Here is a 19,328-nt window from a genome sequence, read left to right as displayed (position 1 = left end):
ATGGCGAAGAAACCCAAGGCTGCCACCTTTATCAAAGACCCGCTCTGGTACAAGGACGCGGTGATTTACCAGGTTCACGTCAAATCCTATTTCGACTCCAATAACGACGGCATCGGGGATTTCCCCGGGCTGATCGCCAAACTCGACTACATCGCCGACCTGGGCGTGAACACCATCTGGCTGCTGCCGTTCTACCCTTCGCCACGCCGTGACGACGGCTATGACATTGCCGAATACCGTGGTGTGCACAGCGACTACGGGACCATGGCCGACGCCAAGCGTTTTATCGCCGAGGCGCACAAGCGCGGGCTGCGGGTGATTACGGAGCTGGTGATCAACCACACCTCGGACCAGCATCCGTGGTTCCAGCGCGCGCGCAAGGCCAAGCCTGGCTCCAGTGCCCGGGACTTCTACGTGTGGTCCGATGACGACCAGAAATACGACGGCACCCGCATCATTTTCCTCGACACCGAAAAGTCCAACTGGACCTGGGACCCGGTCGCCGGCCAGTACTTCTGGCACCGCTTCTATTCCCACCAGCCGGACCTCAACTTCGACAACCCGCAAGTCATGAAGGCCGTGCTGTCGGTGATGCGCTACTGGCTGGACATGGGCATCGACGGCCTTCGCCTGGACGCGATTCCTTACCTGATCGAGCGCGACGGCACCAACAACGAAAACCTTCCCGAAACCCACGATGTGCTCAAGCAGATCCGTGCCGAAATCGACGCCAACTACCCCGACCGCATGCTGCTGGCCGAAGCCAACCAATGGCCGGAAGATACCCAGCTGTACTTTGGCGACCAGAAGGGCGACGACGGCGACGAATGCCATATGGCCTTCCATTTCCCGCTGATGCCGCGTATGTACATGGCCCTGGCCCAGGAAGATCGCTTCCCGATCACCGATATTCTGCGCCAGACCCCGGAAATTCCCGCGAACTGCCAATGGGCGATTTTCCTGCGCAACCATGATGAGCTGACCCTGGAAATGGTCACCGACAAGGAGCGCGATTACCTGTGGAACTACTACGCCGCCGATCGCCGCGCGCGCATCAACCTGGGGATTCGCCGACGCCTGGCGCCCTTGATGGAGCGCGACCGCCGCCGCATCGAGCTGCTCAACAGCCTGTTGCTGTCCATGCCTGGCACACCGACCCTGTATTACGGTGATGAAATTGGCATGGGCGACAATATCTACCTGGGCGACCGCGACGGCGTACGCACGCCGATGCAATGGTCCATCGACCGTAACGGTGGTTTTTCCCGCGCCGACCCGGCCAGCCTGGTACTGCCGCCGATCATGGACCCGCTCTACGGCTACCAGTCGGTCAACGTCGAAACCCAGGCCCAGGACCCCCATTCCCTCCTGAACTGGACGCGGCGCATGCTGGCGATCCGCAAGCAGTCCAAGGCGTTCGGGCGCGGCACCCTGAAAATGCTCTCGCCGAGCAACCGCCGGATCCTCGCTTACACCCGCGAGTACACCGGCGTCGACGGCAAACAGGAAATCATCCTGTGTGTGGCCAACGTGTCGCGTACCGCCCAGGCGGCGGAGTTGGACCTGTCGGCCTTTGCCGGCATGGTTCCGGTGGAAATGCTCGGCGGCAATGCCTTCCCGCCCATCGGTCAGCTGAATTTCCTGCTGACCCTGGCACCCTACGGCTTCTATTGGTTTGTGTTGGCCGCGGAAAACCAGATGCCCAGCTGGCATGTGGAGCCGGCCCAGAGTCTGCCGGACTTCACCACCCTGGTCTTGAAAAAACGCCTCGAAGAATTGCTCGAAGCGCCGTGCCGCACCACTCTGGAGCAGACTTCACTGCCCAGCTGGCTGGCCAATCGGCGTTGGTTCGCCAATAAGGACTCAACCATCGACCGCGTGCATATCGCCTATGGCGTGCGCTTTGGCGATGCCCAGCATCCGGTGCTGCTCAGTGAGATTGAAGTGACCAGCGGCGGGCAGACCAGCCGTTATCAGTTGCCCTTCGGCCTGCTGGGCGAAGATCAGTTCAGCAGCGCCTTGCCGCAGCAACTGGCCCTGGCACGGGTACGCCGGGTGCGCCAGGTGGGCCTGATCACCGATGCGTTCAGCCTCGACAGCTTCATCCGCGCGGTGATCGAGGGCCTGCGCGCCGAGACCGTGCTTACCAGCAGCGATGGGGAGATCCGTTTCGAGCCGACCCCACAATTGCCCGACTTGCCCCTGGGCGACCAGTTGCAAGTGCGCTACCTGGCGGCCGAGCAGTCCAACAGTTCGGTGGTGGTCGGCGAAAGCCTGGTGCTGAAGTTGATCCGCAAGGTCAGCACCGGGATTCATCCGGAACTGGAAATGGGCGCCTACCTGACCGCCGCCGGCTACGCGCATATCTCGCCGTTGCTGGGTTCGGTGATCCGCCGCGATGCCGAAGGCCAGGACAACCTGCTGATGATTGCCCAGGGCTATCTCAGCAACCAGGGCGATGCCTGGGGCTGGACCCAGAACAACCTGGAACGGGCGATTCGCGATGAATTGGCCGAAGCGATTTCCGAACAGGAACAACACTACAACGCCCTCGGCGAACTGGCGGATTTCGCCGGGCTGCTCGGGCAACGGCTGGGGGAAATGCACAACGTGCTGGCCGCGCCAACCACCAACCCGGACTTCCAGCCCGAAGTCACTACCGTCAAGGACAGCCAGGGCTGGGCCAAGCAGGTGGGCGCGCAGATCGAGCGTGCATTGCAACTGCTCAAACAGCATCAAAACCAATTGAACCCCGCCGACCAGGGGTTGGTCACTCAACTGCTGGCACAGAAAAAGGCGATTGCCAGCCATGTGCAGGCCTTGGCAAAAGCCACGATGGGCGGCTTGCGCATCCGGGTCCATGGGGATTTGCACCTGGGCCAGGTCCTGGTGGTCAAGGGCGATGCCTATCTGATCGACTTCGAGGGCGAGCCCGCGCGGCCGTTGCACGAGCGCCGAGGCAAGCACAGCCCGTACAAGGACGTCAGCGGCGTACTGCGTTCGTTCGACTACGCCGCCGCCATGGCCCTGAATGTGCAAGGGCAAGGGCTGGATCACTCGGCCGATACCGATGCCTCGCGCCAACGCGTGGTAGATCGCTACCTGACTGAAGCGCGCCAGGCATTTATCCAGGCGTATCAACAGGCTACGTCTACACTGGCGCATGACTGGCAGGATGCCAAAGGAGCAGAAGCGGCTCTCGCATTGTTCAGCCTGGAGAAGGCGGCGTATGAAGTGGCCTACGAGGCAGAGAACCGCCCGACCTGGCTGGCAGTGCCATTGCGCGGATTGCACGGGTTGCTGGACGGGCGTTAAAGGCGTACGTCAAAACAAAGCAGATCGAATGTAGGAGTTGTCGAGCTGTCGCCAGGCTACGATGGCGGCGTTAGCTGACACTGCGCCAGCGCTGGCAAGCCAGCTCCCACATTTGATCCTTAGTGTCACAAGCGGTGGGAGAAATCATGAGCTTTACACATAAAGAACCGCTGCAATCGAAATTCGCGGTCATGCCGGCACCCAAGGATATTGAAGCCCTGGTGCGCGCCGAACATCCGGATCCGTTTGCGCTCCTCGGCCCCCACGACGATGAGCAGGGCGGCCAGGTTATCCGCGCATTCCTGCCTGAGGCCTTGAGTGTTGAGGTGCTGGCCCGTGACAGCGGCGACGGGCTTGGCAGCCTGGATGCCACCCCGGTTCCCGGCTTGTTTATCGGGCATTTCTCTACACGCCAAAGCTACCTGCTGAAGATCCAGTGGGCCGGCGGCGAGCAAATCACCGAAGACCCCTACAGCTTCGGCCAGTTGCTCGGGGAAATGGACCTGTACCTGTTTGCCGAAGGCAATCACCGCGAGTTGAGCAATTGCCTGGGCGCCCAAGTGACGAGCGTCGATGGTATCCAGGGCGTGCGCTTTGCCGTGTGGGCGCCGAATGCCCGGCGGGTCTCGGTGGTGGGCGACTTCAATATCTGGGACGGGCGCCGCCACCCGATGCGCCTGCGGCATCCCGCCGGGGTCTGGGAAATCTTTATCCCGCGCCTGCAACCGGGCGCGGCCTACAAATACGAAATTCTCGGCGCCACCGGGATCCTGCCGCTCAAGGCCGATCCCATGGCCCTGGCCACCCAGTTACCGCCCGACACGGCGTCGAAGGTCGCCGCGCCATTGCAAGTGGCGTGGTCGGACGAAGCCTGGATGCAGACCCGGGGCGAACGCCAGGCGCCGAGTGCGCCCCTGTCAATCTACGAACTGCACGTCGGTTCCTGGCAATGCGAGCTGGACGAGTTGGGCGAAGTGTCGCGCCAATACGGCTGGCGCGAGTTGGGGGAGCGGCTGATTCCCTATGTGCAGCAACTGGGTTTCACCCATATCGAACTTATGCCGATCATGGAGCATCCGTTCGGTGGTTCCTGGGGTTACCAGCCGTTGTCGCAATTTGCACCCAGCGCACGCTTTGGTTCGCCCGACGAGTTTGGCGCGTTCGTCAACGCCTGCCATCAGGCGGATATCGGCATCATTCTCGACTGGGTGCCGGCGCATTTTCCTACCGATACCCATGGCCTGGCCCAGTTCGACGGCACCGCGCTGTACGAATACGGCAACCCGCTGGAAGGCTTTCATCAGGACTGGGACACGCTGATCTACAACCTGGGGCGTACCGAGGTCCATGGTTTTATGCTGGCGTCGGCATTGCACTGGCTCAAGCACTTCCATATTGATGGCCTGCGGGTGGATGCGGTGGCGTCGATGCTGTATCGCGACTACTCACGCAAGGCCGGGGAGTGGGTGCCTAACCGCCACGGAGGGCGCGAGAACCTCGAAGCCATTGAGTTCCTGCGCCACCTCAACGATGTAGTGGCCCTGGAAGCTCCCGGCGCCCTGGTAATCGCCGAGGAATCCACCGCCTGGCCTGGCGTCAGCCAGCCGACCCAGCAGGGCGGCCTGGGGTTCAACTACAAGTGGAACATGGGCTGGATGCACGATTCGCTGCATTACATCCAGCAGGACCCGGTGTACCGCGCCCATCATCACAATGAGCTGAGTTTCGGCCTGGTGTATGCCTGGTCCGAGCGTTTTGTGCTGCCGATCTCCCATGATGAGGTGGTGCATGGCAAACACTCGCTGATCGACAAAATGCCCGGCGACAGGTGGCAAAAATTCGCCAACCTGCGGGCCTACCTGAGCTTTATGTGGATGCATCCGGGCAAGAAGCTGCTGTTTATGGGCTGCGAGTTTGGTCAATGGCGTGAGTGGAACCACGACCAGCAACTGGATTGGTACCTGCTGCAGTACCCGGAACACCGGGGTGTGCAGAAACTGGTGGGCGACCTCAATCGCCTGTACCGCGAAGAGCCGGCCCTGCACGAGCAAGACGACGCACCGCAAGGCTTCCAGTGGTTGATTGGCGACGATGCAATCAACAGCGTCTATGCCTGGCTGCGCTGGAGCAAGGACGGCAAGCCGGTGCTGGTGGTGGCCAACTTCACCCCTGTGCCCCGCGAGGCGTACAAGGTGGGGGTACCGTTTGCCGGCAGTTGGAAGGAGGTGATCAATAGCGATGCCGACACCTATTCCGGTTCCAACTACGGCAACGGCGGTGAAGTGTTCACCCTCGCCGAGCCGCACCATGGGCAGCCGGTGTCGCTGGCGTTGAATCTGCCGCCACTGGGGGTACTGATTCTGCGCCAGGAGTAAAGGCGCGCCGCATGGCCATCGTGGCTTGACCACGATGGCCTGACCAACGCTGTTACCAAACCGTCTGGAACATTTTCTTACGTGTGCGCCACACAAGGATGTCAGCGATCAGGCGCAGTTTCCCAGTCCCCCTTCGTTTCGTCGCTGTGCCTGTGTATCACTGCCAGAGACGAACCATCATGACGCCTGTCCACCTCAACACACGATTTGCGCCTGCTGCTCCCACCTTGTCACGCTCCGACACGCCACCACCCAGCGAAGGCAGTGCCGGCCTGACGCTGGTGCAACCGCCTGCGCTAGCGACTCCCTCACACCAGGTGCACGTGCGGGGAAAGCTCGGTGATCTGGACGAAATACTGCGGGTGCTGCACGCGCTGCAAACCCCGAATGCCGTCGTCAATAAAAGCTTGTTTCTCAACAAAGACTCGCCGCTGATACCCGCCAATGGCTCGACCCAACCGGGGACCAATCGGCTGGATAACATGCTCGCGTTTTACGGGATAGTGCCCTCCAACCCCAAGACACCGGAGCAGGTGCAAGCGGCGATTGACGCTGCGCAAGATGCGCGTAGCGAAATCAGCCTGGGCCTGGATGATCCGTCCAGTGACATGGATGGCTTGCTGGACAAGCGCAATGAGCCCGCTATCCAGGCCTGGGTTGCCGAGCAAGAGGCCAAGTACAGAAAACCATTGCTCAGCCAGCTGACCGAAGACCTCCCACCCCAGGCCCTGAAAAAAGCCCAGGGCACGCCGGCCGCCGTGCTGGAGCTGATACTCAAATCGCCCAAGGCCAATGAACGGGTTCAGCAGTTGTTAAAAACCCTGGGCGGGGCCGAATTCCCCCTCGATGGCGTCATAACGCCCGAAGTCAAGGTCAAGCTGTTGCTCAAGGCCCTGGCCTTGAGCCTGGACCCGCTGCAGACGCGCAAACCCGGGCAGGTTGCCGGCTTTAATCTGGCCTCGAGTGACCAGTGGGGCCAAAGCTACCCGTCGATAAAGTCCGCGTTCAGGAAACACCTGGTCGATTCAAGGCAGCTTTCCGGGGATCAGGCCCATCTGGCGGCCTATATTCTGCAACCCCTGTTCCCGCCCGACTTTGCCGTGCGTGATACGCCAGCGGATCTACCTTACCGAGGGTCGGCGGTGTGGGTGAACTTCCAGCAAGGCGTCAGTCTGGCTGAAACGATCGCGCCGGGCTCGTCGCGGCGCATGGGCTTTCAACAACTGGTCGATCTGCCTGGCAAGCTCAGCGAGCAAGCTACAACGGACGGTGAGTGGGCGCTCATAACCTCGACCCGTACCCCGGCGGTTCTGGCGTGGGCGGTGACGCAAGGGGTGCTCCCACAGAAGGAAAGCTATTCGCAGGAAGATATAAATAAGGCAGCCACTGCACTGGACGCCCATATCGATAGCGTGGTCGCGGCAACCCAACAGATGGCGGCCGATGTGCCGATGCGCAAAGACTATTTCGAACGGATGCAGAAGGGCACTTCCCGGACCGAGGTGCTGAGCCTGATCAGTCCTGTTTTTGCTCTGTACAGGCACATGAGTGGTGAGAAAATCACCCCCTCGGACGTCAACTATCAATACCCTGTTTATGATGAAGGCCAGTTCCAGGGGGCGTTTGACAAATACCTGGCCGATACCAAGGTCGCCTACGGAACGCTTGTCCGCAGCCAGTTGACCCAGTTGCCGCTAAAGGACCGCGAGGCGATTGAACGGGGTGACGTAACGCTGTATGCCCTGCGGACAAAACCCGGCAGCCCCAATGAAACCGCCGAGGAGAAAAAGGCCGCTGTCACACGCCCGGCGTTTATTCTCAAAGCCAAATACAAGGGCGAGACAAGCTACTACGAAGTGAATCCGGTCAAGGGTATCGCCCGGCGGCGCGACGACTTGAAGCCGATCCTGGAGTCCTACAACCCCACCGATAAACGCTATGGCAAGGATTTCATTTCAATTGACCATTCCGCTGAGGGTGAGCCTTCTGAAGAGCTGGTAGTCCGCCACACCCGCCCCGACAGCAGGGCCGAGTTCAAGCAACAGTGGACGGATTACAAGGCCGGCAAAGGCCCCAAACCCAAGAGCTTTTCCATCGTGGTACCGCAACAGCTCGCGCACTTTTCAGCGGCGAGCAATCCATCGACAGGTGCGGTGCCGCACACCCTGGCGTCCGAACGCTCAGTGGAGATCGCCAAGGCCATTACCACGGATCTGTTTTATGTCGATGAAACCACGCTCAAGCAGTGGGCGGAGTCGGACCCGGCCCGGGAAAGCGCGGCCCATAAAAACGACGACGCCTTTTGGGATCGGGTCAAAGGCGTCGGTCAGATGGTTGTTCCGTTCTGGAGTGGCATCGAAAACCTGGTCAAAGGCAATACCAAGGAGGGCATCAAGGATCTGGTGGTCGACGGCCTGCTGACCTTCGCCGGGCCGGCGGGCAAGTTTGCCGCGGGCTCGGTGCGCCTCCTGTCCACGGCCGGCAAGATTGGCGTAAGGGCACTGCTGCCAAAATTTCTGCCCCTGGTGAAGAAGTTCGCGGTTTCCGTGGCGCACAATCTCAACCCGCTTGACCCGGTGATGCCCGCGATCAATGGCTTGGGGGGCAGGCTCATGAAGTCTGGGCGCGCGGGCCTGAGCAATCTTCAGGCCGGTATTGCCAAGGTCAAGCAATCCGGCTTCCTTAAACTGCCCGGCAGAGGCCGCTACGACATTACCCCGAAGATCCCCCTGACCCCCAGGCCCGTCGCGCAGGGCCTGACCTTGCGGGTCCCCGAAGGCCTCTCCAGTGACCAGGTCCGAGTCCTGCATCGGCACACGTACAGCGACCTGGTTATCGGTGATGATGTCTATCGCTATAACCCGAAAAAGCCCGACAGCCTGATCAAACTGGGCGGCCCGGAGGATACCGAGCCGCTTGAAGGTTTGGTGATGAGCTGTGGCGGCGGGGGCCGGCGATCCAAGCGGGACCTGAATGACCTGTGCTACACCAAACAGATCGAGCCAGGAGGCACGCCGGTCTTTCAGGACGCACAAGCACTCGAGCATCGCCGACTGATCCCGCGGGCCGGCCCAGGAAAAGGGCCGCGCACGGTCATCCATGAGCACCGTCGTTACCGCGTCAATGAGGCGGGCAACCAGGAGCTGCTACCGATGGCGAGTGTAGGACCTGTGACCTACAAACCTCGCACGACCGGCAGCGTGGTCAACGAAGCGGATTTTGGCTATGACGATTTTGGTGTGCCCCGGGCGATCAACCAGGAAACGGTGGTGGTCAAGATGGATGCGATCAGCGACCTGAGTAATGACCAGCGTGTCATCAGGGGGGTCAAGGTCAACCATAATGGCCACCAGTACGTGGTGGTCGAGGCTGATACTGGCGTGCACTATTACGCTGAGCTGACAGGCAACGGGCAACTGGATTTTCACCGGATGACCCGCAGTGATGCGCTGGATGTCGAATTCATCAAGTTCTACGACCAATACAAGGATATCTACGGTTTCGCGGCGCAGGGGCTCCCGAACAATCAGTTGGTGGTACTGCCCAGCCTGGAGACGCTGATCAAGAAAATCGTCGCCGACGAGCCTATGTCACCTGCCGAAATCAACCACCTTGCCAGCGTACTGCAGGGTCTGTCCCCCGAGAAACAACGCGAAGTCCTGATGGCGGTGTACGCATCGGGAAACAACCCCGGACATGTGGTAGTGGCGGCCAAACCGATCCGCCTGGCGCCGATCAACAAGCCTGCTGACTTCGCCCAGTTGCCGGCTGAACAACAGAACCGCGTGTATGCAGAAGGTGCGAGAAAAGCGGTAGACGAGCAGTTTCAGGCCACGGGCATTCGCTCAGCCAATCAACAGGTGCCCGGGCTTGCCGGTGAGGCCACGCGCAACGCCACGGCCACAGAAGTGGTGGGTTGGCTGTACACCCGCACGGGGGCGCCCAATTATTCCGAAATGGTCCTGAAGACCGGCGCCGGCAATTGTGACCAGATGGCCAAGGTCGCCGTTGATACGATCAATGCCAGTGGCGGCAATGCCCGTATCGCGCAAGTCAAAGGACATACCTTCGCGGTCGTCGGCGGGCCCCCGGGCCAGCCCCGCAGTAAAGGGTTTGTGGGGCCGGAGTGGGATCAGGCATGGGTCGTCGACCCCTGGGCCGGTATCACCTGCCGGGCGGCAGACTACCCGGCCCAGTTCAAGGCGCGGATGCAGGAGTGGAGCCAGTCTGGCAGACGCATCCTGATCAGCGATGGAGGAACGCCGCCGCGCTCGGTGTGGAGCGACCCCATGGACCCACGCTGGATAAGCGCCACCGTCGATGGTGAAGCCCAGGTGTTCCAATAATCCGTTGCGCTAAAACTCCATCCTGAGGCCCAGGGTGCCCTTGCGCCCATCCAGTGCATTGCTGTCGAGGTTGCGCGCATAACCCACCTCGCCATACACGCTGACACTGCTGGAAACCTGCAGCGTGGCGCCGGCACTCAGGTCCAGGGTGGTGGATTTCTGCTCGGTATCAATGTCCGTGGCGTCATTGAATCGCACACGATGGGTCCCGGATGCACCGTGCCAGAGGTTGGTGCGGATATAGGGCTGGACTGGCATCGCGGCCAGGGTATAGCTGCCGCGCAATCGGGCCCCGAGCCGGGTGGTGATGGCGGTGTCCGCGGAAAACTCGACCTTGGACACCCCATCATTCTGGCTATCGAGCCTGGTTTTATTGGCGATCAGTTGCACCTGCGGCTCCAACACCCAGTGTTGCCCGACCTGCAGCGGTATGCCGGCTTCTACCGAGCCCAGCACATCGTGACCTTTGGTCTTGAGCTTGAGCCCCCGATCGGATTCGCTGCTGCCATTGAGGCGGGTGCCCATCAGCACCACATCGACGTACCAGCCATACGGGTCGAGCAACGTCCAATACAGGCCCAGGCTGTCGCCGCGTAATGTGGTGTTGCCAGCATCCAGGTGCTGCCATCCGCGGTTGAACCCATCGACATTACCCCTCAGGCGGCTATGCCCGACGAAGAAGCCCAGCCGCTGGGTCTGGCCATTGCCAGTGGTCCAGGCATGGACATCGCTGCCCACCTGGAAGCCGCTGACCGAACCGTCCAACCGTGGGTTGACCGTGCCGGCGTAGGTCTGGCGGCTACTGCTGCCGTAAACCCGGCCCCAGCCTGCCGGGAATGAGCCGGTGGCGGTCTGGCGACTCTGATCGCCCATGCGTTCGTGGTAGGTCCCGAGCATGGCCCGGACGGTCTGCTGCGCCGCCGGAAACAGCGTCGAATACACCGGTACCTCGGGGCGGTAGATCGGGATCGGCGGTTCACCGGGCACCGGCGTTGGCAAGTCAACCGGCGTGCCTTCGCCAGGCACCGGCAACGGCACCGGGGGCTGCTCCGGCTCGGGCAGGGGAGGCGCGACAATGGCTGAGCGCAGGTACCACTGTTGTTCGGAGCCGGCACTGACACCGCCCTTGAACAGGAAGTACTCAAAGGCCCCGGCGGACACCGAACCGCCTGCCAGGCTGAAGGCCCGGTCGCTGCCCGTCGCACCGTTGCGCGCTTCGACCACCTGGATGCCGTTGCTCAAGGTCTCGGCGCCGGCCCCGCCCAGATTGCTGACGTTGAGGGTCGTGGTGCCCAGTAGAGAGCCCTGGTTCACCACCAGTTTGTCACTGGCGGCACCATCGCCGGCCAACACACTTTGCAGCGCCATCTGCCCGTTGTTGCCGGTGTAGGTGCCATTTACCGTCAGGCTGTCGGTGGCGCCGGTACTGCCGGTTGTCATGTCGATCAGGCCGCTGTTGTTGAGGCTTGCCAACTGGCCGGCCGTGAATGGGCTGATGGCCCCCTGGCTGACCAGCAGCACACTGCTGCCGTCGATATTCAAGCTGCCGGTACCGCTGCCGCTATCCCCCAGTTTGAAATCCTGCGCCAAGGTAAAGCGCGAGCCGTTGTCCAGGTTGACCGTTTCCCAGTTGACGTAGCGTTCTGCGGTGGCTGCCTGGGTGTTATCGAAGACCAGGGTGTCGGTGCCCACGCCGCCATCGACCAGGGGCGTGGAAGAGAGCAGGGCCTGTGTCAGGTTTTGCAGCAATGCCCTGTCGTTATCCGCGCCCATATTGACCGCTGAATTGATCGTGCCTGCCCCGATCCAGTTGAACTGATCGTTGCCGAAGCTCATCAGCACCTGCCCATTGACCACGCCGCCGGTCAGGGTGAACAGGTCGTCGCCACCGCTGACACTGACGTTGCCGCCGATATACCCCCCGGAAACAGCGATGGTGTCCAAGCCAAAGCCAGTCACCAGGTTGCCGTTGATCCGCCCGCCGAGCAGGGTGTAGAAGTTGTTGTCGAGCTTCATATCCACCCGGCCGATGGTGCCGGCGGATTGGGTGGCCACGTCGCCATCCTCGAATGCCCCGACGATCTCGCCACCGCTCATATAGAACGTATCGCGGCCATCGCCCTGGGCCACGCTGGCCACGCGCCCGCCGCTTTGCGCATAGTTGTCGATGCCGTTGCCCTGATTGATCGCGCCCACGGTGCCGCCGCTGATCTGCACCGTGTCGGCACCATCGCCCTGGGTCACTGCACCCACCACCGCATTGAGGTCCGCGCGGAAAATATTCGCGCCATTGCCCATGTTCAAGGCGCCCATGCTGCCTGACTGGGTTTCCACCTGATCATGGCCGTCGCCAAACGTGACAGTGCCGGTGATCGCGCCATTACCACCGCTGGGAAGACTGAGGGTGTTATTGCCATTGAGGTCGGTAAAACCGGGTGCTGTGCCACTGTCGCAGAGGGTGGTGTCGTCACCCGCAGTGATCACCGGGGTACAGGCCGCATAGGTAGCTGGCGGGAAGGTCCCCATCAGGGCCGCGCTGGTTAGCCAGGCGCCCAGGTACCGCCGCACATATCGCCGTGTGCTCATGATCTATCCTCGCTCGATGGAAGATGACGTCCCGCCGCCCCCAAGGGCAGGCACGGTCCGGACCATGACAACGCAAAAAAGCACGATAACGATAAGGGACAACCGGTTTCCTGTTTCGTAAAACATCGCCAATGCAAGGGGTTGGCATGGCTATCTCGACTGCACCTGAACCTGTGCAGTGCTGGTTCCACGTTAGCAACCGCCGGGAAGGGCCGCCACTGTCAGAATTAACAGGTATAGACCTGTGTCACAGGAACACGATCTCATAGGGCTCACGCATACGCTCCAGCAACACCGGTGGCAGCATGGGCGCCAGGCCGATCAGCGGGTCGCCGAGCAACTGACTGGCGTAGGCGTGGGCGGCATGGCGTTTGCGCGCCACGCTCCAGGTGTCGAGGCGCACCTTGCGCGCGCACTGCCAGGGCATGCGCCCGGCTTCGCGGGCGGGCCAGTGCCAGGCCCAGATCGGCAACTCCAGCAGGCGCGCGCCCGTCAGCGCACAGGCGATGGCGGTGGCACGACCAACCGCATCGTGGTCGTCATTGCCATCATTGCGCCAAGTGGTAAACACCACATCGCCGGGTTGCAGGTAACGCGCAATAAACTGGCTCAAGGGCTGTTCGTGGGCGGCCAGGGCGTTGTCGCAAAAGCCACCACGGATCCATTTCAGGCTGTGCAAGGGCAAGCCCAGGCGGCGCAGGGCCTCGACACTTTCCTGGGGCCGGAACACGCTCAGGCGTTGCGCCGACCATTGGTTGGAGCCCGGATGGCTGGCACTGCCGTCGGTGATCGAGATCAACTTCAGAGGGTAGTCCAGGGCACTGAACAGCTGCAGCAAACCGCCGCAGGCCAGCACTTCGTCCCCAGGATGCGGAGCAACTACCACCACGCGTGAGCCTGGGGGCACCAGCAGAGAAGGGCTGATGGTCGGGATTTGCGCCAGCTGAGGCGCACTGTTCCAGATTTGCGCCGGCACGCGGCGCCCGTCGTGCAGGGGGGCGGGTTTGATCAATGTCACGTCCTTGTCCGTTTGATGCAGGTCGTATCCCGTTGACGGGTAGACTCTCCTTTTTGTCGCGCAGGCGCCAGGCCCGTACGGCACGCTGGCGTTCCGAATCCTGGATTGCCATACCTGAGTATTGTTCATTGGCGGGGATTCGTCGCGCTCCGGCCGGGTAAAATCGTATTTATTTCAGGAAGGCTGCATCAGCCCCTTCAAATAGTCGCCAAATCCGCCTTGCGCACGGCACTCCAGGCGCGCACTGGTAATGACCTGGGGCGCGTGGCTCCAGGCAATGGTTGCGCCGCAACGCTCCAACTGGCGTACCAGTTGCACATCTTCATGACAGGGCAGGGGCTCGAACCCGCCAGCCCGCACATAGGCGCCAGCGCTGACCCCCAGATTGGCCCCATGGATGTGCCGATGCCCGTCACAGGCCTGGTAGGCCTGGTGATAGCGGATCTGCGCCGCCTGGTCGAAACCATCGCTCCAGGCGTCCACCGTGACGGTGCCGCACACCGCATCCACGCCCAGCGCCAGTTGCGCCACCAGCCAATCGGTGGCAACACGACTGTCGGCATCGGTACAGGAGATCCAGCGGGCGCCATTGTTAAGCAGGTGCCGAGCGCCCATGCCCCGCACCTGGCCGACATTGCGCGCCTCGACGCTCAGGCTGTGTACGCCGAACGTCTCGGCAATGGCCGCACTGCGGTCGGTACAACTGTCGAGCACCACCAGTATCTGCACTTCTTCACCGAGCAACCCGGGATGGCTGGCGGCGATCAACGCGGCCTTCAGACATTCAGGCAGCAGCGCCTCTTCGTTATGCACCGGGATCAGAATGCCGATCATCGCAAGCCCTCGAGATGGGCGACCGAGGCGCTTTCGCGAGACCACAGGTCGAGTAGGAAATCACTGTCAGCCACCTGCGCCAGGCGGGACATACCCAGGCGTTGGTGCAACACCTGGTGGACCTGTTCCGCAGTTTGCGGGCAACCGTCGATAGCCGGGCGCCAGTGACAGGCCAGGACCTGGCCATCGTCGGTCAGCGCGGCCAGGATCTGCTCGACGAGCAGGCACAGGTCGTCATGGTCGAGGTAATAGCACCACTCGCTCAGCACGATCAGTTCGAACCTGCCGCCCGGCCATTGGGCAGGCAAGCGACGTTGCTCGACCTGGGCATGGGCGAACCCTTGCAGGCGCGCTTGCGCCAGGCTCACTGCGGCAGCGGCGGTGTCGCAGCACAGCAGACGCGCGCAACGTGGCGCCAGTTCGGCGCTCAACTCGCCATTGGCGCAGCCGGGTTCGAAAATCGAGGCATAGCGGGGCTTGGTCAGCAGTCCCAGGGTCAAGGCGCGCTTGCGCTGCTCGTACCAGCGCTGGCGGAAGGCCCAGGGATCGTCATTATCCACAAACAATTGGTCGAAGTAAGCCGTGGCCACACTCATACAAACACCACTTCAAAAGGTTGTAACAGCCGCTCCAGCACGTGGGGCGGCAAGACGGGCGGCAAGTCGATCTGGGGGTCGCCTTCCAGCTGGCTGGTGAAGGCGTGCAGGGCATGACGCTTGCGCGCGACGACGGCGGGCGCCAGGGCAATCTTGCGTGCGCGCTGCCACGGCACCCGTGGGTCTTCGGGGTTGCCCAATGCCACGTCCACACCGGCAGTTCAATCAAGCGCGCACCGACCGCCAAGGCCGCCTGGGCACTGGCGCGGCCTACCGCTTCGTGGTCGCAATGCCCGTCTTCGCGCCAGGTGGTGAACACCACATCGTCCGGTTGCAGGTGCCGCTGGATAAATTCAGTCAGCGCCGATTCCCGGGCCTGCACCTGACTGTCGCTAAAACCGCCGCGCAGCCAGGTCAGGCGTTGCTGATGCCAACCCAGGCGCTGCAAGGCCTCGGCCGACTCCTGCGGGCGCACCTCGCGCAAACGCTGCTGCGGCCAACGGGGCGAGCCGGGGTGGCTGGCACAGCCATCCGTCACCGAGATCAGCAGCAGTTCGCGGCCCAGCGCGGCCAAGCCTTGCAACAGGCCGCCGCAGCCGAGCACTTCATCATCCGGATGGGGCGCGATTATCACGGCGCGGCAACCATCAGGCACCAATTGCGCCACATTGACCTCGGGCAGGCCGGCGACCCGGGCTGAACCTTGCCAGGCCCGCAGCGGGGTGCCTTGGCCGACAATGGGGTTGGCTTTCATAATTGCCACGTCCCTCCGGACTGGATCGCCACCTGCTTGCCAAGGGCCGCCAGGTCACGCTCGGCATGGCTTTGGCGCAAGTACACCGGCAAGTCGGCCATCAGCCGGGCGAAGTGTTCATCCTTGCAGTAAGGCCCGGCGCCCAAAGCCCGGCCTGTGTGATGGATGACTTGGTTGGCCGCCGCCTCAATCACCGCCCGCGCGCGGCGTGCCAGCAGTTGGGCATTGGCCTGGGGCTGATCGTCGATTTGCCGCGCAGCCGTGCGCAGCACCGTAGCGGCCGCGTACAAGGCCATGTCCACCGCGCCCAGATGCGCCAGCGCATGGGGCTCTTCGCGTTGGTCGCAGTGTTCACGCAGGGCCTCGGCCAAGCGCTGCGCCGCGCCGTACCAACAGGCGGCAATACCAACCCCGCCGTGCCAGAAGCCGGGGCGTTGCAGGTAATCCCCTGGGGCGCCTACGGCCAGCGCCACGGCGTTCTCGAACGTCACATCGACACTCGCGCAAGCGCCCATGCCCACGGCGTTCCAGCCTTCGGCGGTCACAGTTACCCCGGCTGGTCCATTGACACCGCGACCAACTGCTGGCGCTCCTGCGCATCCCAGGCGGTCAATAACCCGTGGCTGACCACCCCGGCCCCGGAACACCAGGCCTTGCGGCCATGCAGCAGGTACTGCGAGCCCTCACGCCTGACCTGCACCCGTGCCGTCGGCGGTTCGGCGGCCCACATGCCCCAGGTGCTGCCCGCCGGCGGCGCCGCGCTGTTGAGGTCGGCCATGATTGCCAGCGCGTCGGTGTGCCCTTCGAACAGCTTGCACAGGCTCAGGTTGTGCCCGGCCACCTGGGCCAGCAGGCTGAAGCGCAGCAGGGTCTGCCCGCCACCCGGCAATGGCAATTGATCCAGGCCAGCCGCCACCATGGCGCTCAGGGTCTGACCAAGGCCCTCGGTATCGGCCAGACCCTTACGATTGCGTTGCAGGAACCCGTGTAAATCCATTTCACACCTCTTCCTCGTGTTGCAGCTCGAACAGCAGCAGCGAGCGCCCGGTCACGGCATATTCATGGTCAAAATCGAAACGTTCCTGGCCGCGCACGGCCGGCTGGTTGGTATCGACCATGCAGGTCCAGAAACCGCCATCCGGCACCTGGGGCAAGCGGAAGTTCACCAGGTCATGGTGCGCATTGACCACCAACAGCAGCGTAGCATCGGCCCCCGGCCGGCGGATCCCGGTTTCCTGGGCGCGCCCATCCATCAACATGCCCAGGCAACGGCCCTGGCTGTCTTCCCATTGCTCGATGGTCATTTCATTGCCATCGGGGGCCAGCCAGGTCACGTCCTTGACCCCGATGTCCTCGTTATAGTCGCCCACCAGGAAGCGCCCGCGACGCAGGATGGGGTAGGCCAAGCGCAACTTGATCAGGCGTTTGACGAACTTGAGCAGGGACTTGCCATCCTCATCCAGCTCCCAGTTGACCCAGCCGATTTCGCTGTCCTGGCAGTAGGCGTTGTTATTGCCGTGCTGGGTGCGGGCGAACTCATCCCCGGCCACCAGCATCGGCGTGCCCTGGGCCAGCAGCAGGGTGGCGAAGAAGTTGCGCATCTGGCGCAGGCGCAGCGCGTTGATCTCCGGGTCTTCGGTCGGTCCTTCGACGCCGTGGTTCCACGACAGGTTGTTATTGCTGCCGTCCTGGTTGTTCTCGTCGTTGGCTTCGTTGTGCTTGTCGTTGTAGGACACCAGGTCATGCAGGGTGAAGCCGTCGTGGGCGGTGATGAAGTTCACCGAGCTGTAGGGGCGGCGCCCGCGCTGGTTGAACATTTCGCCGGAGGCGGTCATGCGCCCGGCAAAGTCCGCCAACTGGCCGTCATCGCCTTTCCAGAACGCGCGCACGGTGTCGCGGAAACGGTCATTCCACTCCACCCAGCCCGGCGGGAAGTTGCCCACCTGATAACCGCCGGGGCCCACATCCCAAGGCTCGGCGATCATTTTTACCTGGCGCAGCACCGGGTCCTGGCGGCAGGCCACAAGGAAGCTGTGACGCTCGTCGAAACCGTCGTGATAACGCCCGAGGATGGTCGCCAGGTCAAAGCGGAAGCCATCCACATGCATCTCGGTGGCCCAGTAACGCAGGGAGTCGGTGACCATTTGCAGTACGCAAGGGTGACTCAGGTCCAGGGTGTTGCCGGTGCCCGAGTCATTGATATAGAAGCGCTTGTCGTCAGGCATCAGGCGGTAGTAGGAGGCGTTGTCGATGCCGCGCATCGACAGGGTCGGGCCTTGCTCGTTGCCTTCGGCGGTGTGGTTGTAGACCACATCGAGGATCACTTCCAGCTTGGCCTCGTGCAGGTGCGCGACCATTTCCTTGAACTCGGCGATCTTGCCGCTGGCCAGGTAGCGCGGGTCGGGGGCAAAGAAGGCGATGCTGTTGTAACCCCAGTAGTTGGTCATGCCTTTTTGCAGCAAATGCTGGTCATTGACGAAGGCATGCACCGGCAGCAACTCCACCGAGGACACCCCCAGTTGGCGGATGTGCTTGAGCACATCGTCCACCATCAACCCGGCGCAGGTGCCGCGCACCGCTTCAGGGACCGAAGGATGGCGCATGCTGATGCCGCGCAGATGGGTTTCGTAGATGATCGTGCGGTCCCACGGGGTGCGCACCGGCTGGTCGTTGCCCCAGGTATGGGCTGGGTCGATGACTTTGCATTTGGGCACGAAGGGTGCGCTGTCGCGCTCATCGAAACTCAGGTCGGCATCCGGGTGACCGATGGTGTAGCCAAACAACGCTTCGGACCATTTGAGCTCGCCCACCAATTGCTTGGCATAGGGGTCGATCAGCAATTTATGGTGGTTGAAGCGATGGCCGTTGGCGGGATCGTAGGCCCCGTATACCCGGTAGCCATAGATCAGCCCGGGGTGGGCATCGGGCAAGTAGCCGTGGAAGGTCTCGTCGGTGTATTCCGGCAGCTCGATACGTTCCAGCTCGACTTCGCCGGTATCGTCGAACAGGCACAACTCAACCTTGGTGGCGTTGGCCGAGAACAGCGCGAAATTGACCCCCAGACCATCCCAGGTCGCGCCGAGGGGGAAGGGCAAGCCTTCACGAATGCGCGATGGCTCGGTAGCGGGTGTCTTGCTCATGGTGTTGCTCCTGCAGGGTTTTTCAGGCCGAACGGGGCCGTGCTGACATCAGGTCAGATCAATCGTTGAGTGTGCTGCAGGAGCCGGTGGCCGGCTCCTGTGGGAAGGTGGATCAGCCGGCAGGCTTACGCGCCGCCCGTGGCTTTTTGGCGACCGCCGGTTTTTCCGCGGCCGGCTTTGCCTTGGCCTTGGTGCCGGTCTTGGGTTTACTCGGAGTCAGGGCCTCGGCTTCGGCCAGCTTGCGGGCCATTTCCCAATGACGGGCTTCCTGGCCCTCAGGTTTACCTTCGGACTCCCATATCTGATACGCGAATTCACGAACGCGTTTGTCTTCGGTGCTCATCGCAATGCTCCTCACAGAAAA

9 protein-coding genes and 2 pseudogenes are annotated in these 19,328 nt (G+C 62.3%); 3 read left to right on the top strand and 8 right to left on the bottom strand.

Annotated elements, in window-relative coordinates:
• From treS to K1X80_RS14595, 3 genes are all read left to right on the top strand, one after another.
• Positions 1-3,315 carry a maltose alpha-D-glucosyltransferase gene (gene treS / locus K1X80_RS14605; RefSeq protein WP_057959471.1) on the top strand — a complete coding sequence of 1,105 codons (3,315 nt, stop codon included), beginning with the start codon at positions 1-3 and terminating at the stop codon, positions 3,313-3,315.
• A gap of 146 nt (positions 3,316-3,461) precedes the next feature.
• Positions 3,462-5,690 carry a 1,4-alpha-glucan branching protein GlgB gene (gene glgB / locus K1X80_RS14600; RefSeq protein WP_198799285.1) on the top strand — a complete coding sequence of 743 codons (2,229 nt, stop codon included), beginning with the start codon at positions 3,462-3,464 and terminating at the stop codon, positions 5,688-5,690.
• Positions 5,691-6,307: 617 nt separating this feature from the next.
• Positions 6,308-10,036 (top strand): hypothetical protein, encoded by a 3,729-nt coding sequence (locus K1X80_RS14595; protein WP_220172244.1) that lies wholly within the window; start codon positions 6,308-6,310, stop codon positions 10,034-10,036.
• Positions 10,037-10,045: 9 nt separating this feature from the next.
• Here K1X80_RS14595 and K1X80_RS14590 read toward each other — a convergent pair whose 3' ends face one another.
• The 8 genes and pseudogenes from K1X80_RS14590 to K1X80_RS14555 form a co-directional block, all read right to left on the bottom strand.
• Entirely contained in the window at positions 10,046-12,622 is a 2,577-nt protein-coding gene (locus K1X80_RS14590; RefSeq protein ID WP_220172243.1) for an autotransporter outer membrane beta-barrel domain-containing protein, read from the bottom strand.
• Positions 12,623-12,869: 247 nt separating this feature from the next.
• Entirely contained in the window at positions 12,870-13,631 is a 762-nt protein-coding gene (locus K1X80_RS14585) for a PIG-L deacetylase family protein (protein ID WP_057959509.1), read from the bottom strand.
• 183 nt (positions 13,632-13,814) lie between these two features.
• A complete protein-coding gene (locus K1X80_RS14580; protein ID WP_220172242.1) occupies positions 13,815-14,474 on the bottom strand; it encodes a glycosyltransferase family 2 protein in 660 nt (219 codons plus the stop codon).
• The gene (locus tag K1X80_RS14575; protein ID WP_057959475.1) at positions 14,471-15,070 is read right to left on the bottom strand and encodes an SAM-dependent methyltransferase; all 600 of its coding nucleotides are present in this window, start codon (positions 15,068-15,070) and stop codon (positions 14,471-14,473) included. Before K1X80_RS14575 ends, K1X80_RS14580 begins: the two co-directional genes overlap by 4 nt.
• A pseudogene (locus K1X80_RS14570) lies at positions 15,067-15,824 on the bottom strand (PIG-L deacetylase family protein). Before K1X80_RS14570 ends, K1X80_RS14575 begins: the two are co-directional and overlap by 4 nt.
• Positions 15,821-16,821, bottom strand: a pseudogene (locus K1X80_RS14565) (acyl-CoA dehydrogenase). Before K1X80_RS14565 ends, K1X80_RS14570 begins: the two co-directional pseudogenes overlap by 4 nt.
• Position 16,822: 1 nt before the next feature.
• Positions 16,823-18,964 (bottom strand): glycogen debranching protein GlgX, encoded by a 2,142-nt coding sequence (gene glgX, locus K1X80_RS14560; protein ID WP_057436597.1) that lies wholly within the window; start codon positions 18,962-18,964, stop codon positions 16,823-16,825.
• Between the two features lie 112 nt (positions 18,965-19,076).
• A complete protein-coding gene (locus K1X80_RS14555; RefSeq protein ID WP_057444084.1) occupies positions 19,077-19,307 on the bottom strand; it encodes a DUF2934 domain-containing protein in 231 nt (76 codons plus the stop codon).
• Positions 19,308-19,328: the final 21 nt, after the last annotated feature.

The sequence above is a fragment of the Pseudomonas sp. So3.2b genome (genome assembly GCF_019464415.1).
GTDB classification, from domain to species: Bacteria; Pseudomonadota; Gammaproteobacteria; order Pseudomonadales; family Pseudomonadaceae; genus Aquipseudomonas; species Aquipseudomonas shahriarae.
The sequence above is the reverse complement of the archived record's forward strand: the minus strand, read 5'-3'. Positions and strand labels throughout refer to the sequence as shown.